The sequence below is a fragment of the Curtobacterium sp. BNK-1 genome, assembly GCF_048685235.1.
GTDB lineage: Bacteria > Pseudomonadota > Gammaproteobacteria > Enterobacterales > Enterobacteriaceae > Pantoea > Pantoea agglomerans.
The window spans coordinates 1565190-1581305 of record NZ_JBLQTJ010000001.1; the positions used below are offsets into that span (position 1 = coordinate 1565190).

The window sequence follows — 16116 nt, forward strand, 5'->3', positions numbered from 1 at the left end:
TAATCTCCATGTAGCGTTACAAGTATTACACAAAGCTTTTTAAGTTGAGAATAAATTTTTGATGAGAAGATGCTTAAATTTGATCGTTCGCTCAAAGAAGCAGCGAATCACAGAATATGATAAAAAAATTTAGCGAAAACAGAGAGATTTAATCGGATTAACCTTAATATTAAGAGTATTTGAATAGTTATTTTCGATTGGAATTTTCTGACATTTGGTTTAAGTAGAAATAAAAAAAAGCGCCCGATAAAGGCGCTTCAAAATAATGGTCAGAGAGAGTTTTACAGAACGTGTACAGAAGCGGTGTTGGTAGTTCCGCTTGGTACTAATGCGCCTGACACCAGTACCACGACATCGCCTTTCTGGCCATAGCCACTTTCCAGCGCCGCTTCTTTACCCAGACGATAGAAATCGTCGGTTGAAGCGATCTCAGTCACCAGACGTGTCTCAATCCCTTTGCTCAGGATCAGCTGACGGGCAGTCATCGGATTGGTGGTCAGTGCCAGGATGGTCGCGTTCGGGAAATATTTACGTACGGCTTTAGCAGATTTACCCCCTTCGGTAGCAACCACAATCAGTGGCGCTTCCAGCTTCTCAGCGGTCTCTACAGCACCACGGCAGACGGCTTCTGTGATACGCATTTTGCGGTTATCACTCTGGCTGTCGATGCGGGACTTCATCACGCGATCGGTACGCTCACAGATGGTCGCCATGATGGTGACCGACTCCAGCGGATAACGGCCTTTGGCGCTCTCACCTGACAGCATGACAGCATCGGTACCGTCGAGAATGGCGTTTGCCACGTCACCGGCTTCTGCGCGGGTAGGGCGCGGGTTCTTGATCATGGAATCGAGCATCTGGGTAGCCGTGATGACCACTTTGCGTGCTTTATTACATTTTTTGATCATCATCTTCTGCGCGAAGATCACTTCTTCAACCGGGATCTCAACGCCCAGGTCGCCACGCGCAACCATGATGCCGTCTGAGGCTTCGAGGATTTCGTCGAAGTTGTTCAGGCCTTCCTGGTTTTCGATTTTGGAGATGATCTGGATATGCTCGCCGCCGTTCTGTTTCAGGTGTTCGCGAATTTCCAGCACGTCTGAACGTTTACGGATGAAAGAGGCGGCGACGAAGTCTACGCCCTGCTCACAGCCAAAAATCAGGTCGCGCTTATCTTTTTCGGCCAGTGCTGGCAGCTGGATAGAGACGCCTGGCAGGTTAACGCCTTTGTTTTCGCCCAGATCGCCATTGTTCAGGACTTTACACACCACGGTATTTTCAGTGACTTCGGTCACTTCCATACCAATCAGGCCATCATCGACCAGCACCGTGTTGCCGATTTTCAGGTCAGCAGTGAAACCCGGGTAGGTCACCGCAACGCGCTCGCTGTTGCCAATCACGCTCTGGTCTGTAGTAAAGGTAAAGGTCTGACCGGCTTTCAGAGCCGCATCGTTGCCGCCTTCCAGTTTCATGGTGCGGATTTCAGGGCCTTTGGTATCCAGCAGGATAGCGGCCTGACGGCCGGTTTTCTGCATAACGGCACGCATGTTGGTGATGCGTTGACCATGCTCAGCGTAGTCGCCGTGAGAGAAGTTAAGACGCATAACATTCATGCCAGCTTCAAGCAGCTGAGTCAGCATCTCTTCGGATTCGGTTTTCGGGCCGATTGTACAAACGATTTTAGTCTTTTTCATGACGGATTTTCTGTAAGTTGTGATGGATGAATAAGGGCGGAATCCGATGGCAGCGCATCGAAGTGAAATTTCTGATTGAGACTGAAATGGGCAGTACTGAGTAAGAATAGGTGACGAAGGCCAGGCGTGCAGGGAAGTTGTGCGGTTACGGTTGGTAACCACCACGCTGTTGTTGCGCAAATCATTTGAGTTATCGCAGTAAGCACGTGATCGCTGAAACCTTTCAAGTAAGCAACGCGGGACAGTATAGACGCTAAGTATGCGAAAACCAATCAAAAAGCAGAAGGGGGAAGCGATGCAGATCAATAAAAGTGGAGTTGCGCAAGCTGAAGGAATTCTGAAAGTGGTGCGCTCTAATGGACTCGAACCATCGACCCCCACCATGTCAAGGTGGTGCTCTAACCAACTGAGCTAAGAGCGCATACTGAATATTGGTGCGTCCGAGTGGACTCGAACCACCGACCCCCACCATGTCAAGGTGGTGCTCTAACCAACTGAGCTACGGACGCACTTGGTGCGCTCTAATGGACTCGAACCATCGACCCCCACCATGTCAAGGTGGTGCTCTAACCAACTGAGCTAAGAGCGCAACATGCTGTCAGGGCGACAGCGGGGACGAATATTAACGGCAGCGTGTGAGGCTGGCAAGGGGAAAATAGTTTTTTCGCCTTGACTGCACAGCAACTGTGCTAACCGTCGTTTTTTTCGTCATTGCGGGCCATGAATGACCCGCCTCGAACGTTATCGCGCTGCACGCGTCAGGATAATTTCCGCCGGTGATTGCTGTAAGCGTCTGATGCGCCATATCATCATCACCGCAGCCGAGGTCAGGCCGATAATAAAGCCGCACCAGAAGCCCGCAGGTCCCATGCGCGGCACCACCCAGTCGGTCAGCGCCAGCAGATAACCGGCTGGCAGCCCCAGCAGCCAGTAAGCGATAAAGGTAATAAAGAAAATCGACCGCGTATCTTTATAGCCGCGCAGGATCCCGCTGCCAATCACCTGTATCGAGTCTGAGAACTGATAAATTGCCGCCAGCAACATCAGCTGTGCCGCCAGCGTCACCACTTCAGGGTTGTCGTTATAGAGCAGGGCAATCTGATGACGGAACGTCACGGTAAAAATGGCGGTTAGCGCCGCCATGCTGATGCCTACACCCTGTGCGGTCCAGGCCGCGACCCGTGCCTGCTCGGTGGAGCCCTGGCCCAGACGATAACCGACGCGGATGGTGGTCGCGACACCCAGCGACAGCGGCAATACGAACATCAGTGAACTGAAATTGAGCGCAATCTGGTGACCGGCCACGTTAACGATGCCCAGTGGCGAAACCAGCAGGGCGACAACGGCGAACAGCGTGACCTCAAAGAAGAGTGCCAGCGCCACCGGCAATCCCAGCGTCATCAGGCGGCTCAGAATCGGACGGGAAGGGGGTGACCAGCGGCTCTCCATACGGATATCGCGCATGCTACCCATCCGGCGCACCCAGAAGCGCATGCAGATAAACATCACCCAGTAGACCGAGGCGGTCGCCACGCCGCAGCCGACACCGCCCAGGGCAGGCATGCCGAAGTGGCCATAGATAAAGACATAGTTAAGCGGGATGTTGAACATCAGGCCTAAAAAGCCCAGCACCATGCCGGGTTTGGTTTTCGACAGCCCCTCGCATTGATTGCGGAGCACCTGGAAGAAGAGGTAGCCAGGCGCGCCGAACAGCAGGGCATGCAGATAGCCTTCTGCCTTCAGCGCCAGCACTGGATCAATGTCATGCATCGCCCGGATAAGATAACCGGCATGCCACAACAGCACCATAATCAGCAGGGAGACGAAAAAGGCGAGCCAGTATCCCTGGCGGATCTGTTCACCGATGCGTTCGCGGCGGCCAGAACCATTGAGTTGCGCAACGGTGGGCGTCAATGCAAGCAGAAGACCATGACCAAACAGGATGGCCGGTAGCCAGACAGAGGTGCCGACAGCAACGGCGGCCATATCCGTGGCGCTGACTGCGCCGGCCATAATGGTATCCACAAATCCCATTGCGGTTTGAGCCACCTGAGCAAGGATGACCGGAATCGCAAGGGCCAGCAATTGACGCGCTTCTGTTAAATACTTCTGCACGTTAACACCTGACTTATTGAATGAATTAAAAGGGGCAGGAAGCCCGGGGAATTTCGCGAGCTAGTGTAACTGGCGTAACAGAATTCGCCAATCTTTGTCACACAATGCGGTTTGCTCCGCTATAAAGCGGCGGTGCGGGCTGAAATCTAACAGCCGACCTGAGCTGTGATAAACTAGCGTAAACTTCGCAGAGGCAAAGACTATGTTTACCGGTATTGTGCAGGGCACCGCAGAAATCGTGTCCATTGAAGAGAAAGAACTGTTTCGCACCCACACTGTCCGCCTGCCGGAAGAGCTCTTACCGGGTCTGGCGCTGGGCGCATCCGTAGCCCATAACGGTTGCTGTTTAACCGTAACGGCAATTGAAGGCGACCGCGTCAGTTTTGATTTAATTAAAGAGACATTGCGGGTGACTAACCTTGGCGATTTACGTCAGGGCGATGTGGTCAATATTGAGCGTGCAGCGAAATTCAGCGATGAAATAGGCGGACATCTGATGTCTGGTCATATTATGACCACCGCTGAAATCTGCAAGATTATCCAGTCAGAACATAACCGCGAGGTCTGGTTTAAAATCCAGGATGCGGCGCAGATGAAATATATTCTGCATAAAGGGTTTGTCGGCATCGACGGTATCAGCCTGACGGTAGGCGATGTGACTAAGACTAAGTTCTGCGTCTATCTGATCCCGGAAACGCTGGAGCGTACCACGCTGGGGGCGAAGACCTTTGGCGACCGGGTGAATATTGAAATCGATCCGCACACGCAGGCAATCGTGGAGACTGTTGAGCGGGTGTTAGCACAGCGCGATGCCGCGGCGGCGATGAGCATGCTGACCGGCCAGTCAACGACAGAGAGTTAATAAAAGGCGCGTAAGCACCGCAGACAGCCTAATCGGTTTTACTCTGTCAGCATTATAAAAGCGCAGGGCGCCGGGTCAGAAGAGGAAAGCGTCCCACGCCATGGACAAAAACGTCAGGAGCGTTTTTGAACAACGCAAAGCGTTGACCCGGCAACGGGCGCACCTCAGGATGAGGTGCGTAATCGCGTGGGCCGGGCGTGTCAGGGATGACAGGTTTTGCGACTTTCCGATCTGACCCCGTTCCTTGCGCAACGCTCCCTGTTAAAGCAAAGCAGGCCCTTCTTTTCAAGTGTTCAGCCGGGGCAGCGCCTTGTTAATTGCCCGCTTTTTAACCCCTACCGCGCCACCCGTAATCCCCCCTCAACACCGCGACTGAACACGATCTGCCACAGCTGAATATCACGCGCCCGGAAGGCACCGGCACAGGCATTCAGATAATAGGAGAACATCCGCTTAAAGCGTTCGCCATATTTATCGGCCAGCTCTGGCCAGGCCTGCAAAAAGCGTTCATGCCAGGCCATCAGTGTTTTATCGTAGTCTGCGCCGAAATTGTGCCAGTCTTCCAGAATAAAATGGGGCTCGCTGGCATCGGCCACATGGCGCACCGAAGGCAGGCAGCCGTTGGGGAAGATATATTTATCGATCCAGGGATCGACACTCATATCGGTTTTAATCGCGCCGATGGTGTGAAGCAGGAAAATACCGTCAGGCTTTAAATTACGATCGACCACGTCAAAATAGGTCGCGTAATTTTTCGGTCCGACATGTTCAAACATACCCACCGACACAATACGATCAAACTGCTCATTCAGGTCGCGATAATCCTGCAACAGAATCGTGACGTCTAATCCGCTACAGCGCTGCTGCGCCAGTTTCTGTTGTTCGGCGGAAATCGTCACGCCATGCACTTTAACGCCATAATGACGTGCGGCAAATTCCGCGAGTCCGCCCCAGCCACAGCCGATATCCAGCAGTGACATTCCGGGTTCCAGCGCTAATTTACGGCAGATCATATCCAGCTTGGCTTCCTGCGCCGTCGCCAGTGTCGTCGCCTCTTTCCAGTAACCACAGGAGTATTGCATATAGGGATCGAGCATCAGTGAAAAGAGGTCGTTGCCCAGGTCGTAATGCTCTTTACCGACAATCCACGCCCGTTTTTTTGACTGCAGATTGGTTAAGCGTGCGGCGGCAATGCGCAGCGTATCTTTGAAGTGATGAGGCAGCTGCTGATCGAGTTTATGTTTAAGTACCTGGTGGAAGAAAATATCCAGCCGGTCACACTCCCACCATCCATCCATATAGCTCTCACCGAGCCCAAGAGAGCCCTCCTGCAGAACACGTTTAAAAAAACCAGGATGATTAATATGAATATCCCAGGGACGTGAACCATTAATTTCGATATCCGCTTTTTCCAGCAGTTCATGAACGATGCGATACCAATGGTTTTCTTCGAGGCTCACTTCTTCTGCATAAGATGAACTCATAGATTTTCCACCACCTGTCCAATCTGAACCTGAACAAAGAGTAGCCAATTTATTCAGGCAATGAGAAACGATGCGGATGGCTCCGCAAACCGGTTATCTGTGTGATACAGAGGACTGGAACAGCCTGCAGCAGGTCGGGTAAGGTGAGAATAACGCGCGCGAATACCGTCCCGGCAGCAGGGTGCCAATCAGATTATTACGTTATTATATTGTTGATTTATTACAGATTTGTTGACCCGGATGAGTATATGCTCACGCGGGTCAATATTCAATAACTTATTGTTAGGGCGCTAACTAAAAAGTCAGTGTGTCACTGATTATCCTGGCAGGCAGTTTGCGCAGAGGCAACAACAGTTTGTGCGCTTGCGGCACGCTGCATGGCGTAACCCAACAGCGCCAGCACAATTGTCACCGTCATCATCAGTGTGGTGGTAAATAGCGGCTGAGTTAAGCCGGCCGACACCGCCAGGCTGGCAGCGAAACAGAGTCCTAACTGCAGTGTATTCTGCAACGCGGCGGCTTTACCGGTAGCGGTCGGGAAGGGCATCAGCGCACTGGACACCACAATCGGATAGATCGCGCCGTTAGCCAGCGCCATACCGCAGAACGGTACCATCAGACTCACCAGCGTGCTGCTGCCAGCAAGCGCAACAGCAAACAGCGCCAGAATGCTCAGGCTGTAGACGGCCAGCAGCCAGGGCAGCAACTGTGCGCCGTTAAAGCGGTTGAGCAGGGTGCGACAGCCGAAGCCGCCAATTAAAAAGGCGAGCGTCTGGGGCACATAACTCAGACCGATATCGGCGGGCGACAGACCCAGATCCGCCAGAATAAAGGGCGATCCGGTCAGCCAGGCAAAGAAGCTGGCTGAGCAGGCGGAGTAGATCAGCACGTTGCCGCTGTAGACCCGGGATTTAAGCAGCGTGAAAAAGCCGGGCTGCGCACCTTTTTCTCCCGCTGCCTTGCGCACGGTGGGCAGACGCAGCGTGGTCAGAATCAACGCCACCGCAATCAGGGTCAGCACCAGGAAAATCGAACGCCAGTGGAAGTGGCCGATCAGCCAGGCACCCAGCAGCGGAGCCAGCGCCGGAGAGAGCGCAACCAGCGGCATAATGGTGGCAAAGACTTTGTTAGCGCGCGCTGCAGGATAGCGATCCACCACCAGCGCCTGCCAGCTTACGGCAGCGGCACAGACGCCAATCGCCTGGACAAAACGCAGCGCCAGCATCAGATAGATATCATTCACCCACAGCATGCCTGCGCAGCCAGCGCCAAACATGGCCAGTCCGGACAGCAGCACCGGTTTACGACCGATGCGATCGGAAAGCGGTCCCCAGAAGAGCTGACCCACGGCGAAGCCGCCCAGGAAGAGACTCATACTGGCGCTGATCAGACCGGGTGAAGTGTTAAAGGTTTGCTGCATCGCACCAAAGGCGGGCAGGTACATATCAGTGGCTAAAAAGCCCAGCATGCTCAGCAGGGCAAGGTAGGGCATAAACCCTTTATTCGACAGCATCTGATTCTCATTTTTGCAGGATAAACGCGGCAGAGTGTAAAAGGTGCGTTTGCTGCTGTGAAACGGTAATATTTGCCGATTGCTGTTAAAATTTTTGAAGGCAGATTATGTGGTCAGAATATGCATTAGAAGTGGTTGACGCTGTCGCCCGCGGAGGGAGCTTCAGCGCCGCCGCGCAGGAGTTACATCGGGTGCCCTCTGCCATCAGCTATACGGTGCGTCAGCTGGAAAACTGGCTGGCGGTACCGCTATTTGAACGGCAGCATCGCGAAGTGGTTCTGACCCCGGCGGGTGAGCATTTTGTCCGGGAAGGGCGCAGCGTCATCAAAAAAATGCTTGCCACCCGGCGACAGTGTCAGCAACTGGCTAACGGCTGGCGCGGCCAGCTAAGCATTGCCGTTGACCGTATCGCTAAACCTCAGCGCACCCGGCAACTGGTCAAAGATTTCTATCGCCACTTTCCCGATATGGAGCTGATCATCAGCTATGAAGTTTTTAACGGCGTCTGGGATGCGCTGGCCGATGGCCGGGTGGAAGTGGCGATTGGTGCCACTCAGGCGATACCGGTGGGCGGACGTTTTGCTTTTCGGGATATGGGCACACTTAACTGGCGCTGCGTGGTTGCGCCCGACCATCCTCTGACACAGGCGAGCCAGATAGATGATGACACGCTGCGGAGCTGGCCCTCCCTGGTGCTGGAAGATACTTCTCGCGCACTGCCGCGTCGTATGACATGGACGCTGGATAACCAGCGCCGGCTGGTGGTGCCGGAGTGGCAAACCGGGCTGGAGTGCGTGCAGGCGGGATTGTGTGTGGCGATGGTGCCCGGTCACCTGGCCAGGCCACTGCTCGACAGCGGCGAGCTGGTAGAACTGACGCTGCCGGTGGCGTTTCCGGACAGTCCATGCTGCGTCAGCTGGGCAGAAGATCGCGCATCACCCGCGACAGGCTGGTTGCTCAGCTATCTGGGTGATGCGCAAACGCTTAATCAGGAGTGGTTAAGCGAGCATTAACGGCGATAGTCGCGGAACGGGCCATCGGCCACGGAACGGCGCTCAATCAGCGTGGGATGGACCTCAATCGTTTGTGACACTTCGCGCTTACTGGTAATGCGGTCCAGCAGCATTTCCAGCGCTTTCTCACCCAGCTGGGCTTTAGGCTGATGCACTGTGGTCAGGGCCGGTGCAAAATAACGGGCGTTGCGCACGTTGTCATAGCCGATCACCGAAATATCCTGGGGTACGCGCAAACCCATCTCGTCGGCGGCGCAAATCGCGCCCATCGCCATGATGTCACCGCCACAGAACACCGCCGTCGGACGCTGCTTCTGCGACAGGATCTGCTGCATCGCCTGATAGCCCGACTCCGGCTCAAAGTCACCCTGCACAATCCACTCGGCGCGTGGCTGAATACCCGCTTCTTCCATCGCCTTCAGGAAACCGGCATGACGTCCGCCACCGGTGTTACGCTCCATCTGGCCGGGGATTGCACCAATATCCCGGTGTCCGCGTTCAATCAGATAGCGTCCCGCCAGATAGCCGCCCTGGAAAGCATTATCCAGTACCGTGTCGGTGAAGTCAGCGCGCGACTCGCCCCAGTCCATCACCACCATCGGGATATTGCGGTTCTCTTCCAGCATCTGCAGCAGATCGTCCGGATATTCAGAACACATCACCAGCAGCCCATCGACGCGTTTCTGCGCCATCATGCTGAGATAGGCGCGCTGTTTTTGCAGATCGTTATGCGCATTACCCAGAATCAGCGTATAGCCTTTGTCAAAACAGTGATTTTCAACCGCCTCGATAATTTCAGCGAAATAGGGTGCTTCGCTGGAGGTGGCAAGCAGGCCCAGCGTCTTGGTGTGGTTTACTTTCAGGCTGCGCGCCACGGCGCTCGGCGAGTAGTGCAGCTCTTTAATCGCCTGCCAGACCGCGTTGCGCGTCTCTTCAGCCACAAAGCGGGTTTTATTGATGACGTGCGAAACGGTGGTCGTTGAGACGCCAGCGCGTTTCGCCACATCTTTAATTGTTGCCATGAAAATCGGACTCCAGTGCTTATCTAACTCTATGATAAGCGTAGTGTTAAACGTTTGCGTCTGCTCAGGGTTTTTTCCGCAAAAATGCAGCTTTCATGGCCAGGAAACAGGCCGCTGGCGGCGTAAAAGCGCCTGAAAACGTGCGCAAACGGAATCAGGGTTGCGCGCGTTGCGCAACAAAGGCGGGATTCTAACAAGGCTGAACGGATAAAACGAGATTTTTACCGGGCCCTGTGGGAAAATGCGATACCCCTACTGATTGTGTGACTAAGGAGCAAGCAATGAGTACCGATCTTAAACTGGCTTTAATGACCACCGCGGGCTGTCTGCTGATGATTGTGGCCTTTAGTTTTACCGCTATTCTGCACTAAAAAAAAGCCGGGATTATCCCGGCTCTCTTCTGGTTGTTCTGCTGCTCAGCGTATGGTTTTTGGCGTCATCACCCGACGTGCACCAATATAGTGACGCTGCCAGTAATCTTCTCCTAACGCGCTGATCTGAATATCTTTGCCGGTGCGTGGCGACTGGATAAACTTGCCATCACCCAGGTAAACGCCGACATGGTCCGCAGTACCGCGTCCATTGATACGGAAGAAGACCAGATCGCCTTTCTCCAGCGACTCACGCTTGATCGGTGCGGCATCACGCAGGTGGTACATCTCGTTAGCGGTACGTGGGATCTTAAACTTCACCAGATCTTTATAGGCGTACCAGACCAGGCCGCTGCAATCGAAACCGGTATGGGGAGAGGTGCCGCCCCACTGATAGGGTTTACCCAACTGACCCATTAGCTTGGTCATCGCGGTTTCGCGGGCCTTCTGGTAGCGCTGACGGTGAGATTTGCTCATCTTAATCGTGCCGGTTTCGCTGGTGGTGACCTCAGCGGTTTTCAGCAGGCGCTGATGACCATAACGTTTTTTCTCTTTGTTCTTACTGAGACGGGCGGTTTTTAGCGAGGTCTTCTTAGCAGGCGTCTGTTTCGCGGCGAGTTCGACTTTTTTCAGTTTTTTTGTTTTTAGTTTTTGAACCGGGCTGAGGCGAGTCTTTTTCGTCACCGTTTTGACCGGGCGACGCTTGCGACGCTCATCGTCGCGCGCACTCTTTTTCTCTGCTTTATGCGTACTGACGTTCACCGGCGCGTGAGGCGACGCAGCGGCGATGTTGAAAAACAGTTGCGCAAAGGCCAGCATGAAAAACGTAATGATTAAACGCATAGTCCGTTGATTAGTTAAGTTGTCAGGGCCACTACGCACCGCGACAAAGTTGAGATTAATCTGATCCAGGATCAGCGCCCAGGCCATTCTAGTCCAGTTCTTTTAAAAACTGTAATGCCTTTTAATATTAATCTTTGCAACCCACGCAATTGTGCTGAAAATGAACATTTTCAGCGTCTTATATCAACGAAATTATTACGAATTATTAATCTGTTACCTGCTGTTAATAATCAGGAATTCAGGTGTCCCGGAGCAGGACTTAACAATGATGGCGATTTAATCGGGCAGCGATCAAAATCTCGTTTTCAGTCACGCTGCGAAGTCGCTACAATAAACAAACACGATGTAACGAATTAAGGAAGGCAATTATGAGTACTGTAGAAAAAATTCAGCGCCAGATCGCAGAAAACCCGATCCTGCTGTACATGAAAGGTTCCCCGAAACTGCCAAGCTGCGGTTTCTCTGCACAGGCGGTGCAGGCGCTGTCAGCCTGCGGTGAGCGTTTTGCTTACGTGGATATTCTGCAGAACCCGGACATTCGTGCCGAGATGCCGAAATTCGCTAACTGGCCAACTTTCCCGCAGCTGTGGGTCGATGGCGAGCTGGTCGGTGGATGCGACATCATCGTTGAGATGTTACAGCGTGGTGAACTGCAGACGCTGATCAAAGAGACCGCAGAAAAATTTAAAGAAGCAGAATAAAAAAAGGCCGACATCACGTCGGCCTTTTTCATTGCGGCATCCCTTATGCGGATGTCGTGGCTTCTGCATCGCCTTCCGCGAAGGGCAGCGGCCAGCCGCCTAACCGTTTCCAGCGGTTCACCAGCTCGCAGAACAGCGTTGCCGTCTGCTGAGTGTCATAGAGCGCCGAATGCGCCTGCGTGCTGTCAAACTCCATTCCCGCCGCAATACAGGCCTTCGCCAGCACCGTCTGACCCAAAACCAGCCCGCTCAGGGCCGCGGTGTCAAAGGTGGCAAACGGGTGAAACGGGTTGCGCTTCAGGCTGGCTCGTTCCGCCGCCGCTGACATAAAGTTCAGGTCGAAGGTGGCATTATGTGCCACCATAATGGCGCGATTGCAGCCGCTGTCTTTAATGCCCTTGCGCACCATTTTGAAAATGGCGTGCAGCGCCTCATATTCACTGACCGCGCCGCGCAGCGGATTGCTGGGATCGATGCCGGTAAAGGCCAGGGCTTCGGGATGCAGCAGCGACCCGACAAAAGGTTCGACGTTGAAATGCAGCGTCTGGTCAATCTGAATCCATCCCTCTTCATCCATTTTCAGCGTGATAGCGGCAATCTCCAGTAACGCATCGGTTTGCGCATTGAAACCCGCGGTTTCAACGTCGATCACCACCGGATAGAAGCCACGGAAACGTTGATTGAGTGCATTAGGGGAATTCGATTCAGACATCAGGATCTCGTTGCAGAAAAAGGGCAGCGCGTATTATGGCAAAAAACGGGGCCGGGTGCAGCAGATGAAGCGCAGAGAAGGGGATTCAGCCCACCCGATCGGGCAGGCTGACAGGCAGGTTTAGTTGCCGAGGCCGTTACCGGCATCTTTGTTTTCGATCAGCTCGATTTTGTAACCATCGGGATCTTCAACAAAGGCAATAATGGTGGAGCCGCCTTTAACCGGGCCAGCTTCACGCGTCACGTTGCCGCCATCTTTGCGGATACGTTCGCAGGCCGCTGCTGCGTCATCAACGCCCAGCGCAATATGACCATAGGCATCACCGAGGTCATACTTATCGACGCCCCAGTTGTAGGTCAGTTCGATCACCGCACCTTCGCTCTCGTCGGTGTAGCCCACAAATGCCAGGGTATATTTGTATTCGGTGTTTTCGCTCTGACGCAACACGCGCATGCCCAGCACACGGGTGTAGAAATCGATTGAACGTTGCAGATCGCCAACGCGCAGCATGGTATGAAGTAAACGCATAACATCCTCTTTTAAATAAAACGCCATCGCCCGATGACTCAGGCGCTAAGTATAGCGATGAAAATCGCTATTGAATAATGGCTGCCGTCATCATCCCGGACGGCAGCCCGAACCGGTTACAGCGTCGGGTAGTCGATATAACCTTCCGCGCCGCCGCCGTAGAAGCTTTCCGGACGCTGTGGATTGAGTGGGGCGTCCTGCTGCAGACGCTCAACCAGATCCGGGTTAGCAATGTAATCGCGACCAAACGCAACCGCATCGATCAGACCGCGACCAATCAGGTCATCCGCTTTCTCAACGGTATAGGCACCGGCACCAATGATGGCACCCGGGAAGAGATCACGCACTTTCTGACGGAAGGCATCGGTGTAAGGCTGACCGCCGGCCCAGTCTGGCTCGGAAAGGTGCAGATAGGCGATGTTGCGTTTTGCCAGCTCGCCGATATACCACAGCGCCGCTTCCTCTTCATCCGGGCCGTTGTCCAGATTCTGGAAGCTGCCGATAGGTGAGACGCGAATACCAATGCGATCGGCTGACCAGTTAGCGATCACCGCATCAACCACTTCCAGCGCAAAGCGACCGCGTTTTTCGATGCTGCCGCCATATTCATCAGTACGCTGGTTTGAGCCAGGAGCCAGGAACTGGTGCATCAGGTAACCGTGCGCCGAGTGCAGCTCAAGCAGGTCAAAGTCCGCTTCACGCGCGTTGGCCGCAGCCTGGCCAAAATCTGCCACAATCTGCTTAATCTCTGGCACTGTCAGCTCACGCGGCGTTGAGGTATCTTCGCGATAGACGCTGCCATCTTCAGCACGCAGTGAGGTACGGGTGCCAGCGGCAATCGCCGATGGCGCAACCGGTGCTTTGCCTTCCGGCTGCACGCTGTTATGTGAGATACGACCGGTGTGCCATAACTGTACTGCGGTGTGACCGCCAGCCTGATGCACGCCTTCGTTAATCGCTTTCCACGCTGCAATCTGTGGCTGAGTATGTAAGCCTGGCGCACCGGCATAGCCTTTCGCCTGGAAAGAGATCTGGGTCGCTTCGGTGATGATCAAACCGGCGCTGGCGCGCTGGCGATAATACTCCGCCATCATTGGGGTAGGAATGTCGCCTGGCTCAATGCTGCGCAGACGGGTCAGCGGTGCCATAAATACGCGGTTTGGGACGGTAATTGCACCGACTTTTAGCGGACGAAACAGCTGGGTACTCGCCATAATAGCTCCTGATTAGTAGACCAGTCGTCTACAAACATGTTTTTTAAAAATCAGCGGCGTTCAAGCCACTGTTCGATGGTACTCAATGCCAGACGCAGTGGCTGCGCCTCGCGGGAAATTTTGCTCTGCAGGCTGGCACCCAGCCACAGCAGCGACAGCAATTCCGCCATCTGCGCGGGGGGCTGCGGCAGGCTCAGCGACTCCTGCTGCTCTGCGGCAATCAGGGTCCGGGCGTAGAGTGCCGTGATCTTTCCGGCACCCTGCTGCAATGCATCACGCATCGGCTCTGAGAGATCGCACACCTCCGCGGAGACTTTGACGCCCAGACAGCCTACGATGTGGCCCTGCTGAACAAACAGATCAACGGCAGCACGAAAGTGGTTAAGCAGACGCTCACGCGGCGTGCCTTCGGTCTGGTTAAGCTGCAACGCCACATCCTGCAGGAAACGCGCAAAATAGCGCTCCAGTAACGCCACGCCAAACGCCTCTTTAGAACGGAAGTAGTAGTAGAAGGAGCCTTTCGGCACCGCCGCCTGCGTCAGCAGTTCGCTGAGGCCCATTCCGGTAAAGCCGCGTTGCAGACAGAGTTGCTCACCTGTCTGGAGCAGGTGTTCGCGGGTTTCGTTGCGTTGTAGCGTCTTATTCATGGCAGTGAGATTAGTAGACCAGTCGGTCTAATGCAACGCAACTCTCACTATTTGGCACAGAGTGTTCACTCCTGAGTCAAAGAACAGGATAATTCTGACCGGGTGGGGCTTACTTCCTGCGCAACCAGGCTACGCTTTTTACTGGACTGTTTATTCTGTGAATCCGGAGGCGTGGTGGCCGAGCAGCTTGAGTTTTTCCCGGTTCCCAGCCCCTGTCGCGGCATCTGCCAGACGGATGCGCGCGGCTACTGCCTGGGATGTTTACGCAGCCGCGATGAGCGGTTCAACTGGCTGCGCTTCAGCGATGCGCAAAAGCGTGAGGTCATTCGTCTTTGTCAGCAGCGGCGTCAGCGTCTGCAACGGCAACAGAAAGGTGAGGAGCCACACGCGCCACAACAGCCGGAGTTATTCTGACGACTTTGCGCTTTCCGTTATACTCTCTGACACGCTAATTTCAGCCAACGCGCAACAGGGAGAACGTCATGTTAGAACCGCAAGCCATCGCTTCACAGGGGCCCGATTTTTCACCGCTGGTCATGGGGTACTGGCGTCTGATGGAGTGGGGGATGTCGCCACAGGAACGGGTCGCCTTTATTGAGCACCACGTGAGGCTCGGCATCACTACCGTTGACCATGCGGACATCTACGGTGACTACCAGTGTGAGGCGGCGTTTGGCGAGGCACTGAAACTGGCACCCGGCTTGCGCGACCAGCTACAGATTGTCACCAAGTGCGGCATCGCCACCCGCGCCCAGCCTGAGCATCAGATAGGCCACTACATTACCGACAAACGTCATATCCTGCAGAGTGCTGAAAACTCACTGCGCCATATCCATACCGATCGTCTCGACCTGCTGCTGATCCATCGTCCCGATCCGCTGATGGAGGCTGACGAGGTGGCCGAAGCCTTTATGGCGCTGCATCACAGCGGCAAGGTTCTGCATTTTGGCGTCTCTAACTTCACACCATCACAGTTTTCCCTGCTGCAATCCCGTCTGCCGTTCTCGCTGGTGACAAATCAGCTGGAGATCTCACCCGTGCAGCAAAGTGTGCTGCTGGATGGATCGCTGGATCAGTGTCAGCAGCTGCGTATTCGTCCGATGGCCTGGTCCTGTCTGGGTGGCGGTCGCCTGTTTAACGATCCCCATTTCCAGCCGCTGCGAGACGAACTGGAAGCCGTGCGGCAGGAAACCGGTGCCACCAGCCTTGAGCAGGTGGTCTATGCCTGGATACTGATGCTGCCATCGCGCCCGCTGCCAATCATCGGCTCAGGTAAAACGGCGCGGGTCAGCGAAGCCGCCGGAGCACTGAACTTATCCCTGTCGCGTCAGCAGTGGTTCCGTATTCGCAAGGCGGCGCTGGGATTTGATGTGCCCTGAAGCGTAAAACTGCGTCAA

At 54.4% G+C, this 16116-nt stretch carries 16 protein-coding genes and 3 tRNA genes; 6 read left to right on the plus strand and 13 right to left on the minus strand.

Annotated elements, in window-relative coordinates:
- Positions 1-281 precede the first annotated feature (281 nt).
- The 5 genes from pykF to ACMGGP_RS07455 all read right to left on the minus strand — a co-directional run bounded on the left by pykF (position 282) and on the right by ACMGGP_RS07455 (position 3809).
- On the minus strand, positions 282-1694 hold the full coding sequence (pykF, locus tag ACMGGP_RS07435) for a pyruvate kinase PykF (protein WP_010245613.1): 1413 nt from the start codon (positions 1692-1694) through the stop codon (positions 282-284).
- 344 nt (positions 1695-2038) lie between these two features.
- A tRNA-Val gene (locus tag ACMGGP_RS07440) sits at positions 2039-2115 on the minus strand.
- An 11-nt stretch (positions 2116-2126) separates the two neighbouring features.
- Positions 2127-2203: transfer RNA gene (locus ACMGGP_RS07445), tRNA-Val, on the minus strand.
- A 3-nt stretch (positions 2204-2206) separates the two neighbouring features.
- Positions 2207-2283: transfer RNA gene (locus ACMGGP_RS07450), tRNA-Val, on the minus strand.
- A 152-nt stretch (positions 2284-2435) separates the two neighbouring features.
- The gene (locus tag ACMGGP_RS07455) at positions 2436-3809 is read right to left on the minus strand and encodes an MATE family efflux transporter (RefSeq protein WP_022625743.1); all 1374 of its coding nucleotides are present in this window, start codon (positions 3807-3809) and stop codon (positions 2436-2438) included.
- A gap of 202 nt (positions 3810-4011) precedes the next feature.
- On the opposite strand from ACMGGP_RS07455, the gene ACMGGP_RS07460 reads away from it, so the two are divergent.
- Positions 4012-4671, plus strand: a complete 660-nt coding sequence (locus ACMGGP_RS07460; RefSeq protein ID WP_010670039.1) for a riboflavin synthase — start codon at positions 4012-4014, stop codon at positions 4669-4671.
- Positions 4672-5006: 335 nt separating this feature from the next.
- On the opposite strand, the gene cfa is transcribed toward ACMGGP_RS07460, so the two are convergent.
- Together cfa and punC are read right to left on the minus strand one after the other, a co-directional pair.
- Positions 5007-6155 carry a cyclopropane fatty acyl phospholipid synthase gene (gene cfa / locus ACMGGP_RS07465; protein ID WP_010245604.1) on the minus strand — a complete coding sequence of 383 codons (1149 nt, stop codon included), beginning with the start codon at positions 6153-6155 and terminating at the stop codon, positions 5007-5009.
- A 310-nt stretch (positions 6156-6465) separates the two neighbouring features.
- Entirely contained in the window at positions 6466-7668 is a 1203-nt protein-coding gene (gene punC, locus ACMGGP_RS07470; protein ID WP_033771637.1) for a purine nucleoside transporter PunC, read from the minus strand.
- A 107-nt stretch (positions 7669-7775) separates the two neighbouring features.
- Between punC and punR the strand changes: the two genes are divergently transcribed.
- Complete coding sequence (gene punR, locus ACMGGP_RS07475; protein ID WP_010245598.1) at positions 7776-8681, plus strand: DNA-binding transcriptional activator PunR; 906 nt, start codon at positions 7776-7778, stop codon at positions 8679-8681.
- Here the strand turns inward: punR and purR are convergent.
- Complete coding sequence (gene purR / locus ACMGGP_RS07480; protein WP_010245595.1) at positions 8678-9703, minus strand: HTH-type transcriptional repressor PurR; 1026 nt, start codon at positions 9701-9703, stop codon at positions 8678-8680. The genes punR and purR overlap by 4 nt on opposite strands.
- Before the next feature lie 281 nt (positions 9704-9984).
- Here purR and cydH point away from each other — a divergent pair, with 281 nt between their 5' ends.
- The gene (gene cydH, locus ACMGGP_RS07485; protein ID WP_010245592.1) at positions 9985-10074 is read left to right on the plus strand and encodes a cytochrome bd-I oxidase subunit CydH; all 90 of its coding nucleotides are present in this window, start codon (positions 9985-9987) and stop codon (positions 10072-10074) included.
- A gap of 45 nt (positions 10075-10119) precedes the next feature.
- On the opposite strand, the gene ACMGGP_RS07490 is transcribed toward cydH, so the two are convergent.
- The gene (locus ACMGGP_RS07490) at positions 10120-11004 is read right to left on the minus strand and encodes a C40 family peptidase (protein WP_498798318.1); all 885 of its coding nucleotides are present in this window, start codon (positions 11002-11004) and stop codon (positions 10120-10122) included.
- Between the two features lie 278 nt (positions 11005-11282).
- Between ACMGGP_RS07490 and ACMGGP_RS07495 the strand changes: the two genes are divergently transcribed.
- Positions 11283-11618 (plus strand): Grx4 family monothiol glutaredoxin, encoded by a 336-nt coding sequence (locus ACMGGP_RS07495; RefSeq protein WP_170933470.1) that lies wholly within the window; start codon positions 11283-11285, stop codon positions 11616-11618.
- Positions 11619-11661: 43 nt separating this feature from the next.
- On the opposite strand, the gene rnt is transcribed toward ACMGGP_RS07495, so the two are convergent.
- The 4 genes from rnt to ACMGGP_RS07515 all read right to left on the minus strand — a co-directional run bounded on the left by rnt (position 11662) and on the right by ACMGGP_RS07515 (position 14719).
- Positions 11662-12330: a ribonuclease T gene (rnt, locus tag ACMGGP_RS07500; protein ID WP_010245582.1), complete on the minus strand. Its 669-nt coding sequence runs from the start codon at positions 12328-12330 to the stop codon at positions 11662-11664.
- Positions 12331-12450: 120 nt separating this feature from the next.
- Entirely contained in the window at positions 12451-12858 is a 408-nt protein-coding gene (gloA, locus tag ACMGGP_RS07505) for a lactoylglutathione lyase (protein WP_010245580.1), read from the minus strand.
- A 116-nt stretch (positions 12859-12974) separates the two neighbouring features.
- A complete protein-coding gene (locus tag ACMGGP_RS07510; RefSeq protein WP_010245578.1) occupies positions 12975-14072 on the minus strand; it encodes an alkene reductase in 1098 nt (365 codons plus the stop codon).
- Between the two features lie 50 nt (positions 14073-14122).
- Positions 14123-14719: a TetR/AcrR family transcriptional regulator gene (locus ACMGGP_RS07515; RefSeq protein ID WP_010245576.1), complete on the minus strand. Its 597-nt coding sequence runs from the start codon at positions 14717-14719 to the stop codon at positions 14123-14125.
- Positions 14720-14893: 174 nt separating this feature from the next.
- Here ACMGGP_RS07515 and ACMGGP_RS07520 point away from each other — a divergent pair, with 174 nt between their 5' ends.
- Positions 14894-15133: a DUF1289 domain-containing protein gene (locus ACMGGP_RS07520; protein ID WP_010245573.1), complete on the plus strand. Its 240-nt coding sequence runs from the start codon at positions 14894-14896 to the stop codon at positions 15131-15133.
- Between the two features lie 68 nt (positions 15134-15201).
- On the plus strand, positions 15202-16098 hold the full coding sequence (locus ACMGGP_RS07525) for an aldo/keto reductase (RefSeq protein WP_033757493.1): 897 nt from the start codon (positions 15202-15204) through the stop codon (positions 16096-16098).
- The last annotated feature ends 18 nt before the right edge of the window (positions 16099-16116 follow it).